Source organism: Microbulbifer aggregans (genome assembly GCF_020524005.1).
Taxonomy (GTDB): domain Bacteria; phylum Pseudomonadota; class Gammaproteobacteria; order Pseudomonadales; family Cellvibrionaceae; genus Microbulbifer; species Microbulbifer aggregans_A.
Window position 1 is genome coordinate 136,629 of sequence record NZ_JAIVKK010000004.1, and the last position, 24,840, is coordinate 161,468.

Sequence of the window (24,840 nt, forward strand, 5' to 3'; positions counted from 1 at the left end):
AGGTCTTAGAACGATGTGTGGAATCGTAGGTGCGCTGGGCCAGCGCAATGTCACCGGTATTCTATTGGAAGGCTTGAGACGCCTGGAATACCGGGGCTATGACTCAGCCGGCGTGTGTCTGGTAAATGGCGATGGCAAACTGCAGTTGCGCAAAACCCAGGGCAAGGTCGCCGATCTGGAATCCGCCCTGGATAGCAATCCCACCGCGGGCCAGCTGGGCATTGCCCATACCCGTTGGGCTACCCACGGCGTGCCCTCCGACAAAAACTCCCACCCGCATGCCTCGGGCAATTTTGCTCTCGTGCACAACGGCATCATTGAGAACTACCAGGCATTGCGCGACGAGCTTGTCGCCAAGGGTTATGAATTCCTTTCCGAAACGGATACCGAAGTCGTAGTACACCTGATCAACGATCTGAGCAAAAACGGTCGCGACCTGCTGCAGGCCGTTACCGCGGCCACCAAACAACTCCACGGCGCCTATGCCCTCGGTGTTGTGTGCTCCACTGAACCCGAACGTCTGGTATGCGCGCGCCTCGGTAGCCCACTGGTCATCGGTGTTGGTTATGACGAAAACTTCATAGCCTCCGATCCGATGGCCCTGCAACAGGTTACCGACCGCTTTATCTTTCTGGAAGAAGGCGACATCGCCGAAGTCACGCGCGACAGTATCGCCGTGTGGGACAAGATCGGTGAAGAAGTCAGCCGCCCGGTAAACAAACTCCAGGGCGGTCACGATGCGGCTGACAAAGGTCGCTACCGCCATTACATGCAGAAGGAAATTTTCGAGCAACCGAAAGTCGTCGAAGCCACCATGGCCGGACGCATCGGTGAACACTCCGTACTGTCTCAGGCGCTGGGCACTGCCGCTAACGAGATCTTGCCGCAGGTAAAACAGGTGCAGATCGTTGCCTGCGGTACCAGCTACCACGCTGGTCTCGTCGCGCGCTACTGGATTGAAGACTGGGCGGGGGTCCCCTGTTCCGTCGAAGTGGCCAGCGAAATTCGCTACCGCAAAACCGCGGTACGTCCGGGCACCTTGTTTGTCACCATCTCCCAGTCCGGCGAGACCGCAGACACCCTCGCAGCCCTGCGCCAGGCAAAGGAACTGGGTTACCTCGCCTCCATGGCCATCTGCAACGTGCCCAACAGTTCCCTGGTACGCGAGTCTGAACTGCACCTGATGACCGAAGCCGGCCCGGAAATCGGCGTTGCCTCTACCAAAGCGTTCACCACCCAGCTGGTGGCACTGCAACTGTTCTGTATTTCACTCGCCCGCGCCAATGGCATGAGCACCGAGCGCGAAGCGGAACTGGTAAAGGCATTACACCAACTGCCAAAACTGATGGAAAAATTCACCGGCCTCGATGCCCTGGTGCAGAGCACCAGTGAAGCGTTCGCGGAAAAACATCACGCGCTGTTTCTCGGTCGCGGTGTCGAGTACCCCATCGCGCTTGAAGGGGCACTCAAACTCAAGGAAATCTCTTACATCCACGCCGAGGCCTACCCTGCCGGTGAACTCAAGCACGGCCCGTTGGCACTGGTGGATGCGGATATGCCGGTCATCGTGGTGGCGCCCAATAATGAGCTGCTGGAAAAGCTGAAATCAAACCTGCAGGAAGTACGCGCACGCGGTGGTGAGTTATTCGTATTTGCCAGCCCCGAGGCAGGCTTCAAAAGCGAGCCTGGGTTAACCGTGGTGGAAGTGCCTGATGCACCGGAGAGCCTGCAGCCAATTCTGTATACCGTGCCATTGCAACTGCTGAGTTATCACGTGGCATTGCTGAAAGGTACCGATGTGGACCAGCCGCGGAATCTCGCCAAGTCGGTAACGGTAGAATAGCGTCAATGATAGATGGCTTTCGCTATCCGAAGGTCATCTACCAAAATTCCACCAGGCCCGGAATACGGGCCTCAATCCAACGCCCTCCGCTGTCATCAAGTATTGGTTTTGACGTACCAGCAAAAACACGACTCGTTTTACCCCGATTAATAAAATCCTCTCAGCCTACAGCCAGATGTCATAGTCCTTTTGGAAGAAACCAAAATTGTGGCGCCAAAAGCATTTATTGGCCGGTGGGCGCGTGTAGTTTTGTGCCAAACCTTGTTCTAATCCGCCCCTTACATACGGATTACTCCGGTTGGATTGAGCGAACGCTCACAAAAGCATCACCGGAGCGCGCTTCAACAACATTAACGTTGCGCTGTTTTATTTGTCCCGGTGCGGCAATTGCCGGGAACTGATCCATGGAGGGAAAATGAAAAATTATAAATATCACTACAGGTTGGCATTTTGGTTATTTTCGCTATTTTTGGTCGCTTGCGGCGGCGGATCTGGCAGCGGCTCCGAGCAGCAGGAAGACCTTACGCCTGATAAATTTTCATTCTCTTCCGTAACTGGAGCAGAGCTTGATACCTGGGTAGCGTCCGAACCGGTGTTGATCTCGGGTATTGATAGTTCGGTCAATATTTCGGTGGATTCTGGAGAGTATTCAATTAACGGTGGTGACTTCACTACGGAGGTCGGCAGAATTTCGGAGGGTGACAGCCTAATACTCAGATTGCTTAGCTCAGAATACTATTCGTCGATGGTAACTGCCGAAGTTAATGTCGAGGGCGTAAGAGCTACATTTTCCGTAGAAACCAAACAAGAGCAAGTTCCGCCAGAGATCTCCATTGATTTCCCGGACCAGAAAAACTACCTGACCTACTCGGAAAAAGTGGTCGTAATTGGCCGCGCTTCTGACAATGATGCGGTTGCCGGCATCAGTGTCAATGGTATCGAGGCTTCATCCGATGATGGTTTTCAAACTTGGCAAGCAATATTACCGGTCGATGAACCCGGCAACATACGAATCAATGCCGTCGCACTGGATAACTCGGGTAACAGTATACGTGCAGAATCACAAGTCATTGCCAAATCAATCCACGATCCTCTCAATTGTCGCCGAGGCGTGTACGCTGGTGTCAGTGACACCCTGTATTTCATTGATTGGCCGTATATAAAGTCCTGGAATCTCACATCCGAAGAAATTGGCTATAAAGATTTCGATTTCAGCTTCTATGCGCAAGTAATTGACGACGTTAATAACCGTATTTTTGGCGTAGATAACCAGGGGGATTTATATAGCGTAAATCCGGATGGAAGTAATTTGTTTCTTGTTTCTCCAGAGGGAGACAGCGGTATTGTTTTTGCGGACAGTGCCTTTTCTGAATTGGTGTTGGATGTAAAAACTGGAATGCTCTATGGGATTGCGAATACCAATATTATTTCGATTGATGTGCAAACCGGTAAAAGGACGGTCTTTTCCGGCAGCGAACAATGGGGTGGCGATGGCGTACCCTACGGTGAGCTGGAGATGGGCGATGGAGAACTCTACTTCATGGATACAGGTATAGCGCCGACGGGGGTATACCGGGTGGATATTGCATCGGGAACCCCGACTCTGATCTCAGAGCCAGGATCCGCAACGATCTGGGACAATGGGTTTGTTGTCGATGAAACCAACAGGATTGGGTATTTCATTCAGCGGGGGGATATTGTGAAGCTGGATTTAACCAGCGGCTCCAGATCGGTGCTGTCTCCGGCAAGTGACTGGATTGCAAATAATTATTTGGTGACCACTTTTTCCAGCCCGAATATGGCTGGAAGGGTAAATTTTGACTCCCTCCGAAACCGCTTAATCGTTCAGAGCTGTGCATCCGATGATATTTTTTCCATAGATGCTGCTTCAGGAGATCGGATTAAACTGACTTCAGACAGAAGAGGAAGTGGTGCAGACTTGACCATGGTGGAAAGTCTTGTTTACAGCGCTACTTCAGATAGTCTTTTCGCTGCAACTGGTACGAAACTGCTGGAGATCGACCAGAAGACTGGCGACAGAAAAGTGACCAAGATAGAAGGGCTTACGCAGAGTGCAAGAGGTCTTGTTGCGAATGCGGCGGGTGACAAAATTTATGCGTACAACGATTACCGGATAATTGAAATAAGCCCATTTGAAAGTACGAGCCATGTGGTGACGAATACGAGAGTTGGTGAGGGTGCCACCATTGGATGGGCGCACGGAATCGCTGTTGACGAACTTCGCAATCGTATTCTGGTTGTGGACTACCTTGAAAATGCTGTTATTGCCGTGAGCCTGGAAACCGGCGAAAAGACAGTGCTTTCTTCCGCGAATGAAGATCCCGAAGGATGGCTACTGAAACCGACGGCAATTGCCGTCGACCTGGAAAGCGATCGGATATTCGTGATTGCCGAAAACCGCTTTCTGGAAATTGATCCAGTTTCGGGAGAGATTACGAAGTTACTTGAACAGAATAGTGATGAAGGCTATTCCATTTCGGGCATAAGTCGAATTGTTATGGATCCAAAGGCGAACAGAGTTCTCGCAAGCGGGAACTCTGACGGATTTATGCAGATGGATATTGAAACCGGGGAGTTTTCATTTGCGGGGCTGACCGGCGGCCGAGAATCTATATCAAACTTTACGGTTGATACCAGTACGGGTTTAATTTATGGCGCGGGCTCAAGGCTTTTGGTTATTGATCCTGCCCTGGAAGCCCATTTTGTGCTATCTCACTAAATACAGCTGCAAAAATGGATGATTGATCGTGGCTAGCGCCGCAGGCTTACCCTGCTCAAGGTTGGGCGATTACGGCGAGCGATAGAGGGATAAATTATTCGTGAAGCCAGGCGTAAAAATTGTATTTTGAGCCCAAATTACGCCTCTTCCTGTAAAACCGGTTATTTCTCCAGAGCTCGCTTTGCATAATAAGCACAAAGAAAGATCGCCAGCAGGCTCGCCAGGGCGGCTTCCAGCAGAATAAAAAAATGGATGCGCGCGCCAATGCTATGCATTGGCGCGAACTGATAGTGCCCCAGTGTGAACAGGTTGCAAGCCGTGAACGCTAGCAGCACCAGTGTGCCGCTATGATGTCTTCCTCTACGCATCAACTGGTAGCCGATCCACGCCAGTGGAGTCATAAAGAACCAGAACGCGTCAACCATGCTCCGGTTGATCCATGGTGGCTCCGGGTATTCTTCGAAGTAGAGCAAGTTATCCACGTAATGCAGGATGCTGCTGATCACAATTGCCACAAGCAGCCACTTCAATCCCGCAGTCCAGCTTTCCGGCATTTTCATTGCGCGACGGCCTCAGGGGTCAGGCTGGTGAACCATTCCAGTACGCCTTCCCAAATTGGTTCGGCAGCCTGCCGGAAATAACCCATATGGCCGATGGACCCGCCGACTTGGCCGGGGTCGATATCCACACGGGTCAGCGGCGCATTGCGATATGCCTGCACAAAGGCGTCGCGGGAAGTCGGCATTGCCCACAGGTCATCGCGTGCGTTGGCGGCGACGATCGGGGTACGCACTTCGGCGAAGCTGGTTTCTATCCCCCGCATGGTCGGGTCATCGAAAAAATACCGCGGGTACTGGCACCAGTGCCGCCACTGTCGGTAAGCATCTGCAGGAAGATCTTCCCCCATCCCCAGCATCTTCCAGGGACAATAGCCTTTCCACCACGTGAGCAGGGGCAGAACCGCTTTCCACATTACTAGCACCCGCAGGCGTTCACCCACGGGCATATAGCCGTGCCAACCGGCGCCGGTACCAAAGGTGTAGAAACCGGTGACTTTGGTGTGATTGGGCAGCAGGCCGAAGGCGTGTCCCCCGTAAGAGTGGCCGACAATATATAGCGGTAAGGACTCATCTGCCATGGCTTCGACCGCCGCCGCCAGGTCCAATTTCGCCCAATCCAGCAGGTTCATGCGAAAACCCTTGAGCGAGTCGGGACGCGAGCGGCCAATGCCCCGGTAATCAATGGTCAGTACCTCAAAGCCGCGTGCGGCGGCAAACAGGGCGAAGCGCTTGTAGAAACCTTGTGGGACCGCGGTTGCACCGGCGACGATCAAACGTCCTTTTATTGGCCCTGTTGCCGGATACCGGGAGGCAGCCAACCGGTAACCATCGGCCGCAGTCAGGTCGAATTGGATTGCATCCACGTTCATATGATGGGACCTATGACAATCGTTATAAAAGTGCGAGGAACTCTACACTATAACGATCGTTATAAAAAGTTCGCGAAGTAGCGCTGAGGCTGATTGACGGGATGCAATATCAGCCCGAGCGAAAAGGTTTTACTTGGATATCGCCAGCTGGATCATGAATTCCAGCTGGGAGGAAATATCATCAAGAGGCTTGATGCTGCGTCGTGCGCGGCACATGGCTATGGAGCCTTCAACCGAGGCCAGAATTAATGTGGCCAGTTTTGCGGCCGGTGCTTTCCTGGCGCCGTGCAGCTGAAGTGAATCCCGCAAAAGACTTTCCCAGTTATCAAATACGGCGGCGGCGATTTCCAGAGCGGCAAGTCCCTCTTCGCCGGCCGGTTCCTCGGTGGCGACAGACAACACCGGGCAGCCGGCCTGAAAGTCGCTGCGAATCAAGATATCGCGCCATAATCCCAGGAAATGGCGCAGCCCCTTTACCGGCCCGGCTTCCAGCGCTTCGGTCAGCGCCTGGGCAACGGTATTTCCGGCGAACCGGATAGCCTCGGATGCGACCTGGGATTTTCCACCGGGAAAGTAGTGATAGGTAGAGCCCAGCGGCGCCTTTGCATGTTTGGCGAGTTCGCGGATACTCATGGCGGAAAGACCGCGGCGACTGATCATATCGGCCGCCGCAGACACGAGCCGCTCGCGAGCCAATGCTTTGCTATTCGTCATCAGTATATCCAGTTATAACAATTGCTATAGACTAGCATTTGGGTCGGTTATGGCAACTGTTATAACCCGCCGGCTAGATTACTCAAGGGTCGGATTCCATCGGATTCAATCCAAGCAAATCCGGTAAGTTGTCCCTAAATTGATTTGAACCAGCAAAAAGCAAAAGGATGCGCACTTGCTCGCTACTCACAATCCCGCCCTTGTCATCATTGATGTACAGCAGGCGATCAATCATTTCGACAGTGGCTATCGCAATAACCCCGATGCGGAAAAAGCGATTGCACGATTACTGACTCATTGGCGACGAGCAGGTTGGCCAATTGCACATGTTCGCCATGCGTCCAAATTTTATGATTCTCCCTATCATCCTGATTCAGCCCACTATGGTTTCAAGCCAGAAGTTACGCCTTACGAGGGAGAAATGGTTTTTACCAAATCCGAAAACTGCGCGTTTATCGGTACGGGCCTGGGTCAGTGGCTAAAAGATAGAGGTGTATCGGAGCTGGTTGTTTGCGGTGTGCTGACCAATAATTCAGTCGATGCCACCGTGCGGGTGGCGGCGGGAAAAGGTTATCGGGTGTTTCTGCCTTCCGACGCGACCGCGGCTTTTCCGTTGCGGCGTCTCGATGGGAAGTTCGTTGCCGCTGAAGATGTGCACTGGATATTTCTCAGCAACCTGAACGGCGAATACTGCGAGGTGTGTACTGTATCGGGATTACTAAAATCCTTGGAAGTGGTTGCGGGATAACCGCTTATTCCGCGATTTTTTCTTCTTCCCGTCCTACTTTCTGGCGCTCCACTTGCGACAATTGTTGCGGTACCAGATCGTCAATTGCATAACCATTCGGATACGTCCGGTAGCCGTCCGGCCAAACGGGTTCGCCGGATCGCCCGAACAGCGCAAGCCATTTTGCCCGCAATCTCAGCACCAGTGGAACTACGCTCTTGTAAAAGCCGCCCGGAGGTTTGACTCCCACGGCTTCACGTGTCGCTGTATCGAGAAGGGCTGCCGATACCGGGCGCACAAAGTAGCGCAGTGGGCCCGGCAGCCAGGACTCCACAACCCGAATGTTGCATTGGAGACCGATCGATTGACGTCACTGAATTTAAAGTGATCCCGCACATATTGCTCACTCAACCGTCGCATGGCCTGCAATGAATCCGGGATATCCAGAATCCCCATACGCTGACCTACAGCGCACCAGAAAAAATACAGGGCCTGCTGCTCCTGATCACCAAGCCTCCGCCAGCCATAGCGCTGAATCCAGTCGATGGGATCCAGCATGAAGGTCGACAGTACGAACAGGTAGTCTTCGTTGCGAATGGAAAAATGTCCGTGGGTACGGTTGATCCTGGCGAGCGCGACGGTACCTTCCGCGCTGTCGTAGCCGTATCGCAGCAGCTGCAACATCAGCAGCGAGGTATCGTCATAGCGCTTCTGGCCCTCGCGATTAAATTCCCCGGTGCGGGCGAGCAGGCCGCTGATTGCCGGCGAGGCGAACGTCCGGAACAGTGCGAGTTCCAGTGCGCGGTTAAAGTCCCACAGGAAACCGTCACAGACTATCAGCCGCACAATTTCACAGTGCTCTTTTTGCGGGCACAAACCATCGATTTGCTGGCGAATTTTATCTCTCTTCATTGCGATTCCACGCCCTTTTATTTTTATGAAGCGTAAGATTTCTTCTGCTAATCAGCAGAGTAAGTATCGAGAGATACTGCTTACCGCGAGCGGTAGAGGTAATTTTCCGGTAGCCCCAGTCGCTTGCAGGCATGTACCGCGGGGCTGGCGTTGATTACCAGCTTGTCGGCAACATGGCCGGTGATTCGTATCAGGCGCCGCTCCCAGTTTTTCAATTGCCAGCGCGTATCCAGATTCAGGGACTGTTTCGCCCAGCCCGGCAGGATATCCACCGCGGCACGCACCAGCATGCGCTGGTACGGGCGCAGCGGTAGTGGAAATATCGGCGTGACCAGCATCAGTTGCAGAAATTCTTCAATGATATCGGTGGGTTGTAGTTGCGCGCGCATGTGTTCAAACAGCGCTTCCTGTTCCGCTACCGAGTTCGGTGCGCCGACCGCACCGTATAGGGTCGCGGGCACTCTGGCCTCGCGGTATACATCGTCTTTTTCAGAATCGGTGAGGGGCTTTACCAGCTGGCTGTAGGCTTCCAAAAATCCGAAGCTGGCCGTGGCCTGAACCCAGTTCAGCAGCTCCACGTCGTTTGCGTTATAGCTGCGGCCATCGTCGGTTGTGCCGGAAATATTCCCATGCATCCGGCGTATGCCGGCAATCATGGCTTCGGCTTTACTGCGCGGCCCGTACACGGTGACCATGGCGGCCAGCCCGGTGCGACGCAGCCGGCCGAGGGGATCGGTACGGAACGTGGTGTTGTTCCAGACGCCGTCGCGTACGCGCGCTTCGGCCAGCTCCAGAATGACGGCGGTCACACCGCCGACAAACATGGAGACTGGGTTCTTGAAAATACGCCAGGTTACCGAGTCCGCAGGGACAAGGGCTTCTTCCCCCTGCGGCTGACCGAAATCGAATCGGACTTCTTTATTCCACGTGCGATACGCGTGTCTTACGTCTTCCATCAAACTCAGAAATTTCCTCGTAGGGTCAGGCCGTAGGTGCGGGGATAGGAAACATACGCATTGTAGTCCCCGGACTGCAGCGGCGAGTCGAAATGCACACTGGCGTAGCGGTTGTCGGTGCAGTTCTGACACCAGGCGGTGAGTGCCCAATTGGCAGAGTCCGACCGCAGGCCGACATTGGCGGCGTACTCGTTCTGTGCATTGACCTTCAGGTTGTTGGAGGTGTTGGAGTAGATCTCCGAGTTGTACACCATGCCCACCCGGCCAAACAGGTTCAGGCCATTGCTGATTGGCTGCTCGAAATCCAGTGCCAGGTTAGCGGCAAATTCCGGGGCCATGGCGAACTCGCGGTCGGCCAGGATGCCCAGCACCGGGTCTTTGCCAAAGCGCGCTTCGGCCAGGTGGGTTAGGTCGAACATCAGCGAGAAGGTGTCGTTCAGCAGGAACTGGTTTTCCAGCTCCAGGCCGTAGACGGTGGCTTCCGGGGCGTTGTCCACAGTGAACTTGGTGCCCTGGAACTGCGCCAGCTGCAGGTCGGTGATGTTGTTATAGAACAGCGCGAGGTTGCTACGCGCCTGGCCGCCCCAGTATTCGGACTTGAGGCCGAGCTCGTAGCCATCCAGGTATTCCGCGCGGTAGGTGGGGTCTTCAGGGATCGCACCGGGGATTTCTTCCGGGTTGTTCAGGTTGGTGCCGGCACCACTGTTGTCGATATTGACCCCGCCGGACTTGTAGCCGCGGCTGTAGGAGGCGTACGCCATGGCTCGATCGGAATAGCGATACTGGGCCGACAGCGACCCGCTAAACGCGTCTTCCTCGTAGTTGTCGTCAAACTCGGGTCCCGGCTGTGCCGTGAGCACGCGGAATACGGCATTGGGGGCTTCGGTAAAGGCGTTGCGGAACATGGCGCCGCTCTTTTCATCCCGGGAGTAGCGCAGGCCGGCGGTCAGGCCCCATTGTTCATTTATATCCAGGTTCCAGTGGGTGAAGGTGGCGTAAGAGACACTGTCCGCGGGCATATCCACGTCACTCCACTGCCCTTCGGTGGCATCAACGAAGCCGGGACCGGCGCCGTAAAGCTGGAAGAACAGGGTATCCCAGTAGAATTGGGCCTGGTCGCCCCACCACAGTTCGTGGTGTGCATCGATGTCCTCATCTGCGTAATACACGCCTACGACATAGTCGCCGTCGTCGAAGGGTCCAAACGCTTCCACGTCGCCATTCAGGGTCAACTCCTGGGACAACATCTTGGTTCGGAGGGACTCGCTGATACCGAGAATGTTGGCACCGACAAAATCACCATCCATACCCTGCTGGGAAATTCGCCAGTCGCGAATGCTGGAGACGGATTTGACGGTGCGCCCGCCGTCCAGCTCCCAGGCCATGTGCAGTACCGCACCCTTGTCCTCAATGACCTGGTCGGTCCGGTTGCTGAGGACCTGCTGGTAGTCCTTGAGGTTTTCGGAAGGAAGTTCTTTACCCTGAGCCTGTACCAGGGCGTTGATCAGCGGCTGGGTGGGGCCGTCGATGGCGTCGACCTGACCGTAACAGCAGTTGTTCCGCTCGTCGAACCAGTCGATGATCAAGCGGCTGGAGAAGGTATCGGAAGGCTCATACAGGAACTGCACCTTGGCCCCGCGGGGTTCGCGGCCGTTGTATTCACCGCCGTTGGGGTCTTCGATATAGCCGTCTTCACTGCCCCAGATCGCGGCCACACGCATGGCGGCGTTGTCGCTCAGGGGCATATTGGCGGCGCCCCGCACCAGCTGGTTGCCGTAGTTGCCTACCCCCACTTCGTAGTCCAGGCTGAAGGCATCGGTAGAGGGCGCGGCGCTATTCAGGATCAGCGCACCCGCGGAGGTGTTCTTGCCAAACAGGGTACCCTGCGGGCCGCGCAAGATTTCCAGGCTCTCCATATCCAGCCAGTTCTGCATCGCCTGGCCGGCACGGGTGCGGTAAACGCCGTCCACGAACACGCCGACGGCACCTTCAAACGCGCGGCTGTTGCCGACGGTGCCGATGCCGCGGATCACGATATTGGCACTGTTGGCCGCGCTGTTCACGACGGCGAAGCGCACGCTGGAGGAGATCTGCTGGACGTTGGTAATACTGTCCACCTGCGCGGCGGCCAGGTCTTCCCCGGTTACGGCGGTCACCGCCACCGGAACTTCCTGCATATTCTGTTCGCGACGCTGCGCGGTAACTACCACCTCTTCCAGTTGCCGCGCTTCCTGGGCACTAACGTGCAGTGGTAGTGCCGTTGCTATTGCGGATGCGAGTGCGGTAGTGGCTATGGTTATTTTGTGCGCAGACGTCTGCCTGTTGCGGTTGTTAATCGCCATCGGGAGCTTCCCTCTCATCGAGTCATTATCGTTATTGAGTGATCGGGCCGGTTCAGTGCCAGCACTCCTCACGACGCGCGTTAAATCCCGGCGGGAGTCGATGGGGGAACAGTCCGGTGCCTGGCGGAAAGACAGCAAATTTGAGCCTGATCAGCGTCAGTATGGGAAACGCGGCGAAATTAGCTTCGTCTGAATGGATGAATTTAAAATGCCTACTCCTTGTGAGCGACGATGCCGGCAGTGTCTGCCAGTGCCATGCTCTAGAACATCGACCAGCCGGATAACTGAACAATATGCACCACGACCAACCCAACAACCCGCTGCACGGCATCAAGCTGGAGACCATTATTATTGAGCTGGAGGAGCATTTCGGGTGGGACGGTCTCGCGGAGCGGGTACCGGTGAACTGTTTCAGGAATGATCCGTCGGTGAAATCCAGTCTAAAGTTTTTACGTAAGACTCCCTGGGCCCGCGACAAGGTTGAGGCACTCTACATTGCCACTTTCTGCCGCGAAAACCCGTGGAACACTCCCTGAAACCAACGGTTTAGTCCTGCCGATGAGAAAACGTGCGCTCCGTTCAGTGCGGCCAGTGCTGCAGTCAGTACTGCTGTTATGCACAGGTTTGATGGCCGCCTGCACCGGGATCCCGGAAGGTATAAAACCTGTGGATAACTTTGAGCTCAACCGCTACCTCGGCACCTGGTATGAAATCGCACGCCTGGATCACTCGTTCGAGCGCGGGCTGACGAATGTCACCGCGGAATATAGCCTGCGGGACGACGGCGGTGTGAGGGTTGTAAACCGGGGCTATTCGAAAGAGAAAGGCGCCTGGGAGTCGGCTGAGGGCAAGGCGTACTTTGTCGCAGCGCCCAATGTCGGTCACCTCAAGGTGTCGTTTTTCGGCCCCTTCTACGGATCCTATGTGGTTTTCGACCTGGATAAGGACTACCGCTATGCAATGGTGGCCGGGCCGAGCCGCTCGTATCTCTGGCTGCTGGCGCGCAGGCCCGAGGTGAGTCCGGAACTCCGCGAACGGTTTCTGGCGCGGGCGGGCGAGCTGGGATTCGACACGTCCAGAATTCAGTTTATCTCCCAGGAAGCGGTACCTGCTCCCTAGTCCGCGCGCTTCCGCCTGTTACTTATTTTATTCTTGCGGAAGCGGAATCAGAGCCTTTCCTATACTGCGATTATCTGTCTGGAAAATGCGCAGCGAGGGCGATGTGGGTGCGATTCGGCGAAGAAATTTCCTGTTTTCCCAATTGGCTCTTGGCGGTAGCCTGCTGGCAGGCCCGGCCGTGTTGCTGGGATCACAGGAACAGCGCGAGCCTTCTGGGCTGACGGTGGAGGATGCAGAACAGCGCCTGGACAAGTTCTTCACTGTATCCCGCAATCTCCTTTCGCCGCTGCCCCTCGATACCCGGCTCGACAGGCGCGTTGCCGTGCGCCTGCTGACCATCCTTAACCGCAAGTTCGACGACTTTAAATCGCAACTGGACCAGCTCAGTGAAAACCCCGATGCCACACAGCGGCAGTCGCAAGGGGCGCAACGGATTGTGGCGGCCTGGTACACAGGTGTTATCGACGGCAAATTGGTGACCTACGAGCGCGCGCTGATGTACCGGCTGGTGGCGGATGTACTGCCGGTGCGCACCTATTGCACCGGCAAACCGGGCGACTGGGCGAGCGCGCCACAGCCGCGCTACGGCGAGGTATGAGCGATGGCGGACAGGGAAGCGGAGTTTGTCATCGTCGGTTCCGGTGTCGCCGGTGCGCTGGTGGCCAATGAGCTGGCCCGCGCCGGAAAATCTGTGGTCATGGTGGAGGCGGGCCCACGCCTGCCCCGCTGGCAGACGCTGGAGCGCTACCGCAACCAGGCGGATAAATCGGATTTTATGGCGTGCTACCCCAGCGCGCCCTGGGCGCCGCACCCGGAGTACGGCGCTCATAGAAACAACTACCTGATTTCCAAAGGCAGCCACCCCTTCGAATCCCAGTACATTCGCGCCGTGGGTGGCACCACCTGGCATTGGGCGGCGTCCTGCTGGCGCTTCCTGCCGAGCGATTTCAAGATTAAAAGCCTGTACGGTGTCGGGCGCGACTGGCCTATCGAATATGCTGACCTGGAGCCCTGGTACCAGCTTGCCGAGGCCGAGCTCGGCGTCTGGGGCCCGGCGGACGAAGACCTGGGCTCGCCCCGCAGCCACCCCTACCCTATGGCGCCGCTACCGCTTTCCTACAATGAAGCCCGTATCAAACAGCGCATGAATGGTCACAATCCGGACTGGAAGGTGGTTACCGAACCGGTGGCACGTAACAGCCGTCCCTACGACGGCCGCCCCACCTGCTGCGGCAACAACAACTGCATGCCGATCTGCCCGATTGGCGCCATGTACAACGCCATCGTTCATGTGGAAAAGGCGGAAGCCAACGGCGCCGAACTTATCCACAGCGCGGTGGTGAACCGCCTGGTCAGCGAAGGCGACCGGATTGTCGCGGTGGAGTACAAGAACCCGGCGGGGGAAAACTTCCGGGTTGATGGGAAAACATTCATTCTGGCGGCGAACGGTATTGAAACCCCCAAGTTGATGCTGCTTTCCCGCGCGCACCACCACCCCTCCGGGGTGGGGAACCATTCGGATATGGTGGGCCGCAACCTGATGGACCACCCGGGCACCGGTATTCGCTTTCACGCCGATGAACCCCTGTGGCCGGGACGTGGTCCCCAGGAAATGACCTCGGTCGTAGGCTTTCGCGATGGCGCCTTCCGCGCCGAACACGCCGGAAAAAAACTGCACCTGTCGAATATGTCCGCGGTAGATCACGCCGCCCATGTGGCGCTGGGGGAAAGCCTCGGGGTGGACGTCACTGCCCTGAATACCCGCATCCGCGACCTGGCCGCGCGCACCGTGGAGTTCAACAGTTTCCACGAGCTGCTGCCGGATCCCGCTAACCGCATCGTTCCGAGCGCCACGGAAAAAGATGCCAGCGGAATACCGCGCCCGGAAATCACCTACCGTATCGGCGATTATGTGGCGAAGAGTGCCCGCCACACGCGGGAGACCTACAGCGAGATAGCACGCGTAATGGGCGCTACCGATATTACCTACACCGACGACTTTGCCCCCAACAACCACATCAGCGGCACCACGATAATGGGCGCGAGCGCTGAAGACTCGGTGGTGGACAGGGACTGCCGCACCTTCGATCATCCGAATCTGTTTATTGCCGGCAGTTCGGTGATGCCCACCGTGGGCACGGTGAATGTCACATTGACCATTGCAGCTCTGGCACTGCGCCTGTCTGATCACCTGCTGCGGGGGGGCTGAGATGCGAGCCGCCGACCAACCGCGCAACCGGTTTTTACGCAGGTCATTGCCTCTATTTTTGGGACTGCTCCTCCTGCTCTGCTGTGCCTGGCCCCTGGCCCAGCAGATCTGGGATGAGGCCGGCGCACTGGAGGTGAACCGGGAACTCAACCGCCCAGAACTGATCGCCAAAGGCCGTTATCTCGCGGTACTCGGCGACTGTAAGGCGTGCCACACCAGTGTCGATGGCCTGCCCTACGCCGGCGGTCGGGCACTGGAGGTACCGGGCCTCGGCACCCTGTATACCAGCAATATCACCCCGGACCTGAAGGCCGGGATTGGCGGCTGGAGCCTGGAGGAATTCGAGCGCGCGCTGCGCCGCGGTATCGGCGAAGACGGCCGCAACCTCTACCCCGCGATGCCCTACGAGGCCTATGCGAAAGTGACCGACGAGGATATCCGCGCACTCTACGCGTATTTTCTGTTCGGGGTAAAACCGGTGCACAACGAGCCGCCGGAAAACAAAATCCGTAACCTGCTGAGCGCGCGCTGGCCGATACAAATCTGGAACTGGCTGTTCGTCGAGCGGGATGTGTTCGAGCCCGATCCCGAGCAAAGCAGTGTCTGGAACCGCGGTGCCTACCTGGTGCAGGGACTGACCCACTGCGGCGAGTGCCATACGCCGCGCGGTCTCGCGTTTCAGGAAAAGGCGTATAACGAACGCGGGCGCGGCTTCCTCGCCGGTGGTCCGGTGCTGGACGGCTGGGAGGCGTACAACATCACCCCGGACCCGGACAGTGGTATCGGCAAGTGGAGTGCGGAGCAGCTGGCGCAATACCTGAAAACCGGGCACGTGAACCGGCTCGCCCAGGCCGGCGGCCCGATGGCGGAGGCGATACAGAATAGCTTTGCTCAGGTGCATGACGACGATATTGCCGCGATCGTTACCTATCTGCGTGGTATCCCCGCGGTAAAAGGCAAAGATCGCAGCCCGCGCCAGAGCCGGGGCACACCGGCCAGCGATGTGATCCCTCTGCGTGGCAACACCTTTGAGGAAGATATCGGCGGCGGCCGCGAAAATGCCGCCGATGGCGCGCGCCTGTATCTAGGGCTCTGCGCCAGCTGCCATGGTGTGGATGGCGCTGGCACCAGCGATGGCTACTACCCTTCCCTGTTCCACAATTCCACGGTTGGCGCCCACAGCGATCACAACCTGCGCCGCACCATCCTCGATGGCGTGTCGCGCACCGTTGATGGCCACGAAAAAATGATGCCGGGCTTCGCGAGGCAGTTGAGCGAGGTGCAGTTCGAGGCACTGCTGCGCTATGTGCGCCGGCAATTCGGCAGCGCAGAGACTGAGCCGGCTGACTAGAGGGTAACGAGTACCCGGGCGTTACAGCCCGGGCTTCACGGTTTGCTTGCCCGGCTCTTTCCTGTCGAAATCTTTCCAGTGGTGGTCCAGATGCAGGTCCGGATCGCGGCGGTCTTCGCGCAGGGCCTGCAGCAGCTGCTCGCGGTAGATTCGGGTCTGGGCGATGTGCTGGGACTCGTTGCGCCAGTACGGGAACAGGGATTCCAGCATACGCTGGTCGTGCTGCTTGAACTTGCGCGCCGAACGCTGCGCCTGGTGTTTCGATAGCCCCAGCAGTTCCAGTGCCCCGGCACCGATATCCAGCGCGCTGTCCACGGTCTCACGGTAGATATATTGAACGCCGGCTTCCATCAGCGCGTACTGGTGCATGCGATTGCGCGCGCGCGCCAGAATGGTCAGGTGCGGGAAGTGTTTCTGGATACGGCTGACGATTTCCAGCGACGCCGCCTGGTCGCTCAGGGTCAGTATCACCAGTTTGGCATTCTCGGCGCCAGCGGCGTGCAACAGGTCTTCGCGGGAGGCGTCGCCGTAGTAGGCCTTGATCCCGTAGCGGCGCACCAGCTCCAGCTGCTCGGCATTGTGCTCAAGCAGGGTGGTGCCGAAGCCGCAGGCATTCAACAAACGGCCGGCGATCTGCCCGTAGCGGCCGTAGCCGATGATGATCACTGGAGTGCCGTCGTCCTGCGGTGCGGAATCGGACATATCGGGTTGCTGCGGACCGGTAAAAAAGCGCGGCTGGATCAGGCGTTCATAGGCGAGCAGCAACAGCGGTGTCAGCGCCATGGACAGTGCAATCAGTGCAATGAGCAGGCTGCTCACATCGGATGTCAGCACCCGGTTCTGGCTGGCATAGGCCAGCAATACAAAGCCGAATTCCCCCGCCTGTGCCAGGGACACCGCAAACAGCCAGTCCTCCCCCTTCGCCATACCGCGTATCCGTGCCAGCGCAAACAGCACAACAAATTTGACCACTACCAGCATCAACAGCAGCCCCAACAGCAACAGGGGTTTCTGCATCACCAGCGCAAGGTCCAGGTTGGCCCCCACGGCGAGGAAGAACAGGCCCAGCAGCAGCCCCTTGAACGGCTGGATATCCGCTTCCAGCTCGTGGCGGAACTCACTTTCCGCCAGCACCACGCCGGCGATAAAGGTACCCAGTGCCGGTGACAGGTTCAGCCAGGTCATGATGGCCGCGGCGCTGAGTACGATCAGCAGCGAGCAGGCGGTAAACAGCTCGCGGGTGCGGCTACCCACCACCAGTCGCAACAGGGGGGTCAGCAGGTAGCGGCCCGCCAGCACCAGCCCGGCGATGGACAGCAGCACCGCCAGGGCATAGGCCCAGCCTTGCAGATGCCCTGGAGTTTCCGGGCTCACGTTCACGGTGGCCAGCAGCGGCAGCAGGGCCAGGATCGGGATGACCGCGATATCCTGGAACAGCAGCACGCTGAAGGCATTGCGCCCACCCTCGGTCTTCAGCAGGTTTTTCTCGGACAGTGACTGCAACACGATGGCGGTGGAGGACAGCGCGAGAATCAGGCCCACCGCGGTGGCGCTGCGCCAGTCGAACCCGAACAGTGAAATGGCGATGGCGCCCACCGCGGCGGTGGTGAGCAGCACCTGGGCGCCGCCGGTGCCGAAGATGGAGCCACGCATCGCCCACAGTTTGCGTGGCTGCAACTCCAGGCCGATCAGGAACAGCATCAGCGCCACGCCGAATTCCGCAAAGTGCAGTTCGTCGCTGGTATCGCCGACGAGGGCGAAGGCGTGGGGGCCGATCAGGACACCGGCCACCAGGTAACCGAGCACCGAGCCGAAACCAAGGCGTTTGGCCAGCGGCACCGAGAGCACCGCGGCGGCAAGAAAAATAACGGTCTGAAGCAAAAAGTTGTCGTGCGGCATGGCCTGGTTTCAAATTTGTTATGGGTTTGAGGCCGCGACTGAAGACCTCAGTCTGGCAACGGCGTGGCCGGATCCCCTTCCGGGTAAGCGGCGGCGCGGCTGCGGCGAATCAGTGGCGAGATGGTGGAGCCCTGTACCACGATGGAAAAGAGTACCACGCCGTAGGTCATCACGACCCACAGGTGGCGCAGGTCGTGGTTGCCGGCCACGGTGTAACCGGCGGGAATGGACATCGCCAGGGCCAGCGCCAGGCCGCCGCGCAGACCACCCCAGATCAGGATGCGCTCGGTATAGGGGTGGTAGGAGCGGAAGCGCTTCAGGAACATGAACGGCGTGCTTACCGCCAGCGTGCGCCCCAGCAACACGATGATGATGGCGGCCAGAATCAGCAGGTAGTCCACCGGCTGGAAGTCGATGGTAATCAGGAACAGCCCCACCAGCAGGAACAGCAGGCCATTGAGGAATTCCTCGGTAATGGTCCAGAAATTGTCCAGTTCGTGCTGGCTCACCCGCGAGAAGCCTTTTTCGCGGGTGAAGTTACCGATGATGATACCGGCCACCACCATCGCCAGTGCGCCGGAAACCCCCAGCAGATTGGCGGCGGCAAAGCCGGCAGTGGGGATCACCAGAGTCAGCAGCAGTTCCAGGCTGTGGTCATTGGTGCAGCAGATCAGCCAGTGGAAAAGACCGCCGATGGCAAGACCAAGGGCGACGCCGCCCAGTGCTTCCACCATAAACAGGTGGCTGATGGCCGGCAGGGTGGGATCCACGCCCTCGAAGGCCAGTGCGTAAATCACCGCGAATACCACCATGCCGAAGCCGTCGTTGAACAGCGACTCCCCTTCCACCTGGATGGAAACCTGTTCCGGTGCGTGCAGGCTCTTGATGATGGCCAGTACTGCGATGGGGTCGGTGGGAGAAATCAGGGCGCCAAACAGCAGGCAGTACACCAGGTCCACCGGCAGGCCGATAAAGGCCAGGAACCAGTGCAGCATATAGCCCACGGCAAAAGTGGATATCAGCGTGCCGAAAATCGCCAGCAGGGAAATTTCCAGCTTCTGGTTGCGCAGCATCAGCAGGTCGATGTGCAGGCTGCCGGCAAACAGCAGGAACCCGAGCATGCCTTTCAGCAAAATGTCCTCGAGGTTCATTACTGGCAGCAGCTGTGCCGCCCAGTCGCGCAGTTCGACGATCTCGAACTTGCCCAGTGCCGTTACCAGCAGCGACAGCGCCAGCGCGCCGGCAGTAATGGCGATGGTGGTCTGGGTACGGAGGACGTATTGATTGAGGAAACCGAGAAAAACCGAGATCGCCGCGAGTAAACAAAAGGTGTAATAGACTTCCATGCCGCGGAGTTACCTCGGAATTATGCAGGGTTACGCGCGACTCCAGTGCGCCCGTAACGCGGGCGGACGTGTGCCCGCCCCGCAAAATCACGGTGCTCAGTAATCGGTCAGGGTGCCATTATTGTAGTCGCGCAGGGTTTGTTCGATTTGCTCGCGGGTATTCATGACAAAGGGGCCGTAATGTACAACCGGCTCATTGAGCGGCTTGCCATGGAGCAGCAGCAGGCCAGCGCCATCCGCGAGCGCGCGCAATTGTAACGCCTCGCCCTCGCCATACAACACCAGATTGCCTCGAGTTACCTCTGCATGCTCGGTTTGCAGGCCGCCGCGGTAGATAAAGGCCATCGCACTGTGGTCTTTCGGCAGCGGCAGGGTGATTTCCGCGCCTGCGGCCAGACGAATATCGGCCACGGCAGCGTCCGCGGCGGTATCGGTCATCGGCGCCGATACACCCGCATCGTTCACTGTCCATTCGCCCGTGATCAGCCGTGCCAGCGAACCGTGGTCGTCGAGCGGCAGCTCGCGGATTTCATCCGGCTGGATATCGCGCCACGCGGCTTTGACCATCTTGTCCCTGGCCGCCATGTTGATCCACAGCTGGAAGCCGTGCATGCCACCCTCGCCCTGGCTCGGCATTTCCGAGTGAATGATGCCGCGACCGGCGCGCATCCACTGGGCGCCACCCTGGCGAATGGCACCGCGGTTGCCCAGGTGATCCTGGTGCTCAAATTCCCCCGACAGCATATAAGTCAGGGTCTCGATACCGCGGTGGGGATGCGGCGGGAAGCCCGCGATGTAGTCGTCCGGATTCTCCGAGCGGATCTCGTCAATCATCAGGAACGGGCTCAGCGCCGGTACCTGGAAGCCGGCCACCCGCTGGATCTTTACCCCGGCACCATCCGCCGAAGCCTGGCTGGCAAAAGCACGCACCGCCGGCCGGGAACCGCTGTTCAGTGTGAAATCTTGCATGGTTCTGTTCCTCCGTTTGCGGCAGTATAGGCCGATAAATTCGCCAGAAAATGGCAAATAATTGCAACTAAGATTCGATCTGATCGACAGGTTGCCGGATCTGAGCCTTTCAATAATCCAAAACAGACAAGGGATGGTCTATGGCCAAGGTAACGCTGGAACAGTGGCGCATGTTTCAGGCGGTAGTGGAACACGGCGGTTTCTCCCAGGCCGCAGACGCGGTGCACAAGAGCCAGTCTTCCATCAACCACGCGGTACACAAGTTACAGGAGAGCCTCGGCGTGCCGCTACTGGAGGTGCGCGGGCGCAAGGCAGAGCTGACCGACGTCGGCCGGGTATTGCTGAGCCGCGCCGGCGGCTTGCTGGATGAAGCCGAGGCGCTCGAAGCGGTAGCCTCCAGCCTCGCTGCGGGCGCCGAGGCGCGCCTGACCCTGGCGGTGGATGTCATCTTCGATTACGACTGCCTGCTGAATGCGGTGGAGCGCTTCGCGGTCGAATTCCCGCACACGCGGCTGGAAATCCGTGAGACCGTTTTGTCCGGTGCCGAAGAGCTGCTGTTACAGCAGGAAGCCGACTTTATTTTGACCGCCCGCGTCCCCCAGGGCTTTGTCGGTGAGCCGGTCGCACGAGTGAAGTTCCTGCCCGTCGCCCATCCCGACCACCCGTTGCACCACCTCGGCCGCCCGGTTGAGCGCAAGGACCTGAAGGCCAGTCGTCAGATCGTGATGCGCGATTCGGCGGTCCGCAATCGCCAGGACAGCGGCTGGCTGGGTTCTGACCAGCGCATTACCGTCACCAACGTCCATACCTCTGTGGAGCTGATTGAGCGCGGCCTCGGCTTCGCCTGGCTGCCGGAAACCCGCATCCGCGACTCCCTCTCCGCCGACCGCCTGCTGCCGCTGCCCACGGCGGAGCCGTGGGAGCGGGATGTCACCGTGTACCTGGTTTACGCCGATCAGGATCGCAGCGGGCCGGCGGCCTGTATGCTGTTGCGCGCCTTGCGGGATGGTTTGCCGCCGCTTGAGTAATTTTTATCGAGCTTGGCGCTGTCTCCGTATCTGTTACTGAGCCCCATAGATATTCTTTCAGGTAGCCTCCGGGCTGAATGTGAAGCTAAGGCGCTGGGTGCAGGTTTTCAAAACTGTCGGCAACTGGGAAGTTGTTGACAGAGCGTACAGGGATGTATTCACAGCGGTTTTGAAAACCTGTACCCATGGTTTGGCGCCACCTTACCTTCCGAGCACACATTTTCTTTAATAAAAGCCAGATCGGCCGAAAAACCCGGCCAATTCCACCGAAGTTTTGCAGTTTTAGTTCTTCTGCATCGAACTACACTGAACAGCGTAGACCGTTCAATTATTGACCCAACCCAGGTCCAACGACTGAGGGCTCTAGCATGAACAACCCTGTTCTGTGTGATTTCACCAAGCTGATCGCGCGTATTCTTATGTCGGTGATGTTTATCGTCTCCGGCTACGCCAAGATCGGCGCTTATGCAGGTACCCAGGAATATATGGCGTCTGTCGGCGTGCCCGGCGCCCTGCTGCCACTGGTGATCCTGCTTGAGCTGGGCGGTGGCATCGCCATCCTGTTCGGCTTCTTTACCCGCTGGGTCGCACTGGCGTTCGCGGTTTTCTGTCTGGCTAGCGCCTGGCTGTTCCACAACGTGCCGGGCGACCAGATGCAACAGATCATGTTCATGAAGAATCTCACCATCGCCGGCGGCTTTCTGGCATTGGCCTGCGCCGGCGCGGGCCGGTTCAGCTTCGACCATGCGCGGGCCAGGATCAGCAGCGGCAACTGAACAAAAAATAAGGAATCGCTATGGGATTGCTGGTTAAGGGCCAGTGGCAGGACCGCTGGTACGACACCGACAAGCACGGGGGAGAGTTCGAGCGGGAAGCCGCACAGCTGCGCAACTGGGTCACGGCCGATGGCAGCGCCGGCGCCAGTGGCGAGGGCGGGTTTATGGCGGAAAAGGGCCGCTACCACCTGTATGTATCCCTCGCCTGCCCCTGGGCACATCGCACACTGATTTTCCGCCAACTGAAGCAGCTGCAGGACTACATCACGGTTTCCGTGGTCAGCCCGTATATGCTGGAGAGCGGCTGGAGTTTCCGCGAGGATGAAGGCAGCACGGGTGATCACCTGTACAGCAGCGAATACCTGTATCAGATCTACACCCGTAATCGCGCCGATTACACTGGCCGCGTCACGGTACCGATACTGTGGGACAAGGACCGCGAATGTATCGTGAGCAATGAATCGGCGGAGATCATCCGTATGTTCAACAGCGCCTTCAACGATCTCACCGGTGACGCACAGGATTTTTATCCACAGGATCTGCGCGGTGATATCGATGCCACAAACCGCTTTGTGTACGAAAACGTCAACAATGGCGTGTATCGTGCAGGCTTTGCCACCAGTAAAGAGGCCTATGAGGCGGCTTATCACCGGTTGTTTGAAGCACTGGAAAAACTGGAACAGCGGCTGGCGGTGAACCGCTATCTGGCAGGTGATCGCATTACCGAGGCGGACTGGCGGCTGTTCACTACCCTGATCCGCTTTGATGCGGTGTATCACGGGCACTTCAAGTGCAACAAGCAGCGGTTGGCAGACTATCCGAATCTCTGGGACTACGTGCGCGAGCTCTACCAGTGGCCAGGCGTTTCAGAAACGGTGGATTTTTATCATATAAAAACCCACTACTACGCCAGCCACCGCAATATCAATCCCACCGGCATCGTGCCGCTGGGCCCTGAGCTGGACTATTCTGCGCCCCACGGCCGGGGCAAATAGATCGTGCGGATCCGCGGTTCAGGCCGGGAATTCCGGGCTGTACTGGAACGTCTCGAAATCCGCGCGGTAAATGCGCGCCACCTGGTCCACCAGCGCCTGGTTGCTGTAGTAGCGGCGCAACTTTTTTGCCGCGCCGGTTGGCGGCGGTCCGGCACTGGTGATCTGGTCGTGGTTGTCCGGTTGCAGACGCCGTTTGATTTCATCCAGGTCGCGATCAAGGGATTCGACCTTGCCGATAAAGTCGAGCTCTGCGGCGGGCATTAGCAGCAGGTCGGATTGCGGTACCCAGTGCGCGTTGCTGTAGAGGAAGTCGCGGTCCTGATCCAGCTTCTGCACAAACTCATCGAAGGTAATGTTGTTGCCCGGGCGTTCCGGGAAGCGTGCGATCTTGTCCAGATAGGCTGAGAGCACCCGCGTATAAGGATTGCGTACCACGGTGAACTTAAACAGGCCGGGAAAGCGCGACATCTCGGATTTGCCCAGACGGCCCGGGTGCGGAAAGGTTCGCTTGGCCTGCCTGGAAGGCAGGTCGTAACCCAGCTTCAGTCGCACCAGGTTGGTCACCATGGTGGAATTGGCAGCCTTGGGAATACGGTTGTAAAAGAATCCCAGCTCCATATCCACCATGCCGCGGTCGTTGGCGCTGCGCATGGAGACCGCGGAACGGAACGGGTAGTGCTGGTAAAACGGACGCAGGGGCAGCGTGGCACGGTTGAAGAGTAGTTTGTCGAGCAGTTGATGCATGTCGATACCACTAGCGGATGTAAAACTGAGGCGGGCAACAGGCGCAAACTTTATCACAGCCGAAGGCTCCCGAATGCGCTCCGCGACCACTCCGGGGCTGTGACAGCCCGAAATTCGTGACCAACTTGAGAGATTGATCCAATGAAACTGTTCTACGCCCCTGGTGCCTGCTCGCTCTCCCCGCACATTGTCGCCTGCGAAGCAGGTATCGAACTGGAGCTGTGCAAGGTCAACCTGAAGACAAAAACAACGGAATCCGGTGGAGATTACACCGAGGTCAACCCGAAGGGTTATGTACCGGCGTTGCAACTGGAGGGCGGTGAAATACTCACAGAAGGGCCGGCAATCGTGCAGTTCCTGGCGGAACAGAAGCCGGAGAAAGACCTGGCGCCGGAGTACGGCACCCTGCCCCACTACCGGCTACTGGAGTGGCTGAATTTCATCAGCACAGAACTCCACAAGGCCTTTGTACCCCTGTTCTGGGACGGCAGTGACGAGGAAAAGCAGCACGCCAAACAAAATCTCGCTGGTCGCTTCCAGTTTGTCGAAGACAGCCTGAACAGCGACTACCTGCTCGGGAGCGACTTCAGCGTTGCCGACGCCTACCTGTTTACCGTCTACAGCTGGTGCGCCAAGGTCGATGTGGATACCGCCGGCTGGCCCAGGCTCAAGGCATTTGCCGAGCGCATGGCCGCCCGCCCGGGGGTGAAAAAGGCGATGCAGGACGAGGGCCTGATCTAG

23 protein-coding genes are annotated in these 24,840 nt (G+C 57.8%); 12 read left to right on the top strand and 11 right to left on the bottom strand.

What is annotated here, in order from left to right:
- Positions 1-13 precede the first annotated feature (13 nt).
- Together glmS and LC093_RS08200 are read left to right on the top strand one after the other, a co-directional pair.
- A complete protein-coding gene (gene glmS / locus LC093_RS08195; protein WP_226664035.1) occupies positions 14-1,843 on the top strand; it encodes a glutamine--fructose-6-phosphate transaminase (isomerizing) in 1,830 nt (609 codons plus the stop codon).
- Positions 1,844-2,258: 415 nt separating this feature from the next.
- Positions 2,259-4,583 (top strand): YncE family protein, encoded by a 2,325-nt coding sequence (locus LC093_RS08200; protein WP_226664037.1) that lies wholly within the window; start codon positions 2,259-2,261, stop codon positions 4,581-4,583.
- 161 nt (positions 4,584-4,744) lie between these two features.
- Here LC093_RS08200 and LC093_RS08205 read toward each other — a convergent pair whose 3' ends face one another.
- The 3 genes from LC093_RS08205 to LC093_RS08215 all read right to left on the bottom strand — a co-directional run bounded on the left by LC093_RS08205 (position 4,745) and on the right by LC093_RS08215 (position 6,726).
- On the bottom strand, positions 4,745-5,143 hold the full coding sequence (locus tag LC093_RS08205) for a hypothetical protein (RefSeq protein WP_226664039.1): 399 nt from the start codon (positions 5,141-5,143) through the stop codon (positions 4,745-4,747).
- Positions 5,140-6,012, bottom strand: coding sequence for an alpha/beta fold hydrolase (locus tag LC093_RS08210; protein WP_226664041.1), 873 nt, complete (start codon positions 6,010-6,012; stop codon positions 5,140-5,142). The genes LC093_RS08205 and LC093_RS08210 overlap by 4 nt, the downstream gene beginning before the upstream one ends.
- 129 nt (positions 6,013-6,141) lie before the next feature.
- Positions 6,142-6,726 carry a TetR/AcrR family transcriptional regulator gene (locus LC093_RS08215; RefSeq protein WP_226664042.1) on the bottom strand — a complete coding sequence of 195 codons (585 nt, stop codon included), beginning with the start codon at positions 6,724-6,726 and terminating at the stop codon, positions 6,142-6,144.
- Between the two features lie 175 nt (positions 6,727-6,901).
- Between LC093_RS08215 and LC093_RS08220 the strand changes: the two genes are divergently transcribed.
- Entirely contained in the window at positions 6,902-7,474 is a 573-nt protein-coding gene (locus LC093_RS08220) for a cysteine hydrolase family protein (RefSeq protein WP_226664044.1), read from the top strand.
- A 4-nt stretch (positions 7,475-7,478) separates the two neighbouring features.
- Here the strand turns inward: LC093_RS08220 and LC093_RS08225 are convergent, their stop codons facing one another.
- The 4 genes from LC093_RS08225 to LC093_RS08240 form a co-directional block, all read right to left on the bottom strand.
- Positions 7,479-7,655, bottom strand: coding sequence for a hypothetical protein (locus LC093_RS08225; RefSeq protein ID WP_226664046.1), 177 nt, complete (start codon positions 7,653-7,655; stop codon positions 7,479-7,481).
- 8 nt (positions 7,656-7,663) lie between these two features.
- The gene (locus LC093_RS08230; RefSeq protein WP_226664048.1) at positions 7,664-8,365 is read right to left on the bottom strand and encodes an oxygenase MpaB family protein; all 702 of its coding nucleotides are present in this window, start codon (positions 8,363-8,365) and stop codon (positions 7,664-7,666) included.
- Positions 8,366-8,445: 80 nt separating this feature from the next.
- Complete coding sequence (locus tag LC093_RS08235; RefSeq protein ID WP_226664049.1) at positions 8,446-9,321, bottom strand: oxygenase MpaB family protein; 876 nt, start codon at positions 9,319-9,321, stop codon at positions 8,446-8,448.
- Positions 9,322-9,326: 5 nt separating this feature from the next.
- Positions 9,327-11,663 (bottom strand): TonB-dependent receptor, encoded by a 2,337-nt coding sequence (locus LC093_RS08240; protein WP_226664051.1) that lies wholly within the window; start codon positions 11,661-11,663, stop codon positions 9,327-9,329.
- 293 nt (positions 11,664-11,956) lie between these two features.
- On the opposite strand from LC093_RS08240, the gene LC093_RS08245 reads away from it, so the two are divergent.
- From LC093_RS08245 to LC093_RS08265, 5 genes are all read left to right on the top strand, one after another.
- Complete coding sequence (locus LC093_RS08245; protein ID WP_226664053.1) at positions 11,957-12,199, top strand: VF530 family DNA-binding protein; 243 nt, start codon at positions 11,957-11,959, stop codon at positions 12,197-12,199.
- Positions 12,200-12,254: 55 nt separating this feature from the next.
- Positions 12,255-12,782, top strand: a complete 528-nt coding sequence (locus tag LC093_RS08250; protein WP_413231494.1) for a lipocalin family protein — start codon at positions 12,255-12,257, stop codon at positions 12,780-12,782.
- 85 nt (positions 12,783-12,867) lie between these two features.
- Positions 12,868-13,380, top strand: a complete 513-nt coding sequence (locus tag LC093_RS08255; protein ID WP_226664054.1) for a sorbitol dehydrogenase family protein — start codon at positions 12,868-12,870, stop codon at positions 13,378-13,380.
- 3 nt (positions 13,381-13,383) lie between these two features.
- A complete protein-coding gene (locus LC093_RS08260) occupies positions 13,384-14,991 on the top strand; it encodes a GMC family oxidoreductase (RefSeq protein ID WP_226664056.1) in 1,608 nt (535 codons plus the stop codon).
- Position 14,992: 1 nt separating this feature from the next.
- Positions 14,993-16,342, top strand: a complete 1,350-nt coding sequence (locus LC093_RS08265) for a cytochrome c (RefSeq protein WP_226664058.1) — start codon at positions 14,993-14,995, stop codon at positions 16,340-16,342.
- Between the two features lie 21 nt (positions 16,343-16,363).
- On the opposite strand, the gene LC093_RS08270 is transcribed toward LC093_RS08265, so the two are convergent.
- The 3 genes from LC093_RS08270 to LC093_RS08280 form a co-directional block, all read right to left on the bottom strand.
- Entirely contained in the window at positions 16,364-18,241 is a 1,878-nt protein-coding gene (locus LC093_RS08270; RefSeq protein ID WP_226664061.1) for a monovalent cation:proton antiporter-2 (CPA2) family protein, read from the bottom strand.
- A gap of 47 nt (positions 18,242-18,288) precedes the next feature.
- Positions 18,289-19,587, bottom strand: a complete 1,299-nt coding sequence (locus LC093_RS08275; RefSeq protein ID WP_226664063.1) for a cation:proton antiporter — start codon at positions 19,585-19,587, stop codon at positions 18,289-18,291.
- Positions 19,588-19,683: 96 nt separating this feature from the next.
- Positions 19,684-20,556, bottom strand: coding sequence for a pirin family protein (locus LC093_RS08280; RefSeq protein ID WP_226664065.1), 873 nt, complete (start codon positions 20,554-20,556; stop codon positions 19,684-19,686).
- 140 nt (positions 20,557-20,696) lie between these two features.
- Between LC093_RS08280 and LC093_RS08285 the strand changes: the two genes are divergently transcribed.
- From LC093_RS08285 to LC093_RS08295, 3 genes are all read left to right on the top strand, one after another.
- Complete coding sequence (locus LC093_RS08285; protein WP_226664066.1) at positions 20,697-21,584, top strand: LysR family transcriptional regulator; 888 nt, start codon at positions 20,697-20,699, stop codon at positions 21,582-21,584.
- Positions 21,585-21,952: 368 nt separating this feature from the next.
- Positions 21,953-22,360: a DoxX family protein gene (locus tag LC093_RS08290; RefSeq protein ID WP_226664067.1), complete on the top strand. Its 408-nt coding sequence runs from the start codon at positions 21,953-21,955 to the stop codon at positions 22,358-22,360.
- 20 nt (positions 22,361-22,380) lie between these two features.
- Positions 22,381-23,355 (top strand): glutathione S-transferase family protein, encoded by a 975-nt coding sequence (locus LC093_RS08295; RefSeq protein WP_226664069.1) that lies wholly within the window; start codon positions 22,381-22,383, stop codon positions 23,353-23,355.
- 18 nt (positions 23,356-23,373) lie between these two features.
- Here LC093_RS08295 and LC093_RS08300 read toward each other — a convergent pair whose 3' ends face one another.
- A complete protein-coding gene (locus LC093_RS08300; protein ID WP_226664070.1) occupies positions 23,374-24,156 on the bottom strand; it encodes a sulfotransferase family protein in 783 nt (260 codons plus the stop codon).
- An 84-nt stretch (positions 24,157-24,240) separates the two neighbouring features.
- Here LC093_RS08300 and gstA point away from each other — a divergent pair, with 84 nt between their 5' ends.
- The gene (gene gstA, locus LC093_RS08305) at positions 24,241-24,840 is read left to right on the top strand and encodes a glutathione transferase GstA (RefSeq protein WP_226664071.1); all 600 of its coding nucleotides are present in this window, start codon (positions 24,241-24,243) and stop codon (positions 24,838-24,840) included.

What these genes read in the sequence shown, in the direction of transcription:
- LC093_RS08295 (WP_226664069.1), top strand. Translation starts at nt 22,381, where the DNA reads ATGGGATTGCTGGTTAAGGGCCAGTGGCAGGACCGCTGGTACGACACC.
- LC093_RS08290 (WP_226664067.1), top strand. Translation starts at nt 21,953, where the DNA reads ATGAACAACCCTGTTCTGTGTGATTTCACCAAGCTGATCGCGCGTATT.
- gstA (WP_226664071.1), top strand. Translation starts at nt 24,241, where the DNA reads ATGAAACTGTTCTACGCCCCTGGTGCCTGCTCGCTCTCCCCGCACATT.
- LC093_RS08235 (WP_226664049.1), bottom strand. Translation starts at nt 9,321, where the DNA reads ATGGAAGACGTAAGACACGCGTATCGCACGTGGAATAAAGAAGTCCGA.
- glmS (WP_226664035.1), top strand. Translation starts at nt 14, where the DNA reads ATGTGTGGAATCGTAGGTGCGCTGGGCCAGCGCAATGTCACCGGTATT.
- LC093_RS08230 (WP_226664048.1), bottom strand. Translation starts at nt 8,365, where the DNA reads ATGAAGAGAGATAAAATTCGCCAGCAAATCGATGGTTTGTGCCCGCAA.
- LC093_RS08240 (WP_226664051.1), bottom strand. Translation starts at nt 11,663, where the DNA reads ATGGCGATTAACAACCGCAACAGGCAGACGTCTGCGCACAAAATAACC.
- LC093_RS08245 (WP_226664053.1), top strand. Translation starts at nt 11,957, where the DNA reads ATGCACCACGACCAACCCAACAACCCGCTGCACGGCATCAAGCTGGAG.
- LC093_RS08215 (WP_226664042.1), bottom strand. Translation starts at nt 6,726, where the DNA reads ATGACGAATAGCAAAGCATTGGCTCGCGAGCGGCTCGTGTCTGCGGCG.
- LC093_RS08265 (WP_226664058.1), top strand. Translation starts at nt 14,993, where the DNA reads ATGCGAGCCGCCGACCAACCGCGCAACCGGTTTTTACGCAGGTCATTG.
- LC093_RS08275 (WP_226664063.1), bottom strand. Translation starts at nt 19,587, where the DNA reads ATGGAAGTCTATTACACCTTTTGTTTACTCGCGGCGATCTCGGTTTTT.
- LC093_RS08285 (WP_226664066.1), top strand. Translation starts at nt 20,697, where the DNA reads ATGGCCAAGGTAACGCTGGAACAGTGGCGCATGTTTCAGGCGGTAGTG.
- LC093_RS08270 (WP_226664061.1), bottom strand. Translation starts at nt 18,241, where the DNA reads ATGCCGCACGACAACTTTTTGCTTCAGACCGTTATTTTTCTTGCCGCC.
- LC093_RS08255 (WP_226664054.1), top strand. Translation starts at nt 12,868, where the DNA reads ATGCGCAGCGAGGGCGATGTGGGTGCGATTCGGCGAAGAAATTTCCTG.
- LC093_RS08205 (WP_226664039.1), bottom strand. Translation starts at nt 5,143, where the DNA reads ATGAAAATGCCGGAAAGCTGGACTGCGGGATTGAAGTGGCTGCTTGTG.
- LC093_RS08200 (WP_226664037.1), top strand. Translation starts at nt 2,259, where the DNA reads ATGAAAAATTATAAATATCACTACAGGTTGGCATTTTGGTTATTTTCG.
- LC093_RS08210 (WP_226664041.1), bottom strand. Translation starts at nt 6,012, where the DNA reads ATGAACGTGGATGCAATCCAATTCGACCTGACTGCGGCCGATGGTTAC.
- LC093_RS08280 (WP_226664065.1), bottom strand. Translation starts at nt 20,556, where the DNA reads ATGCAAGATTTCACACTGAACAGCGGTTCCCGGCCGGCGGTGCGTGCT.
- LC093_RS08260 (WP_226664056.1), top strand. Translation starts at nt 13,384, where the DNA reads ATGGCGGACAGGGAAGCGGAGTTTGTCATCGTCGGTTCCGGTGTCGCC.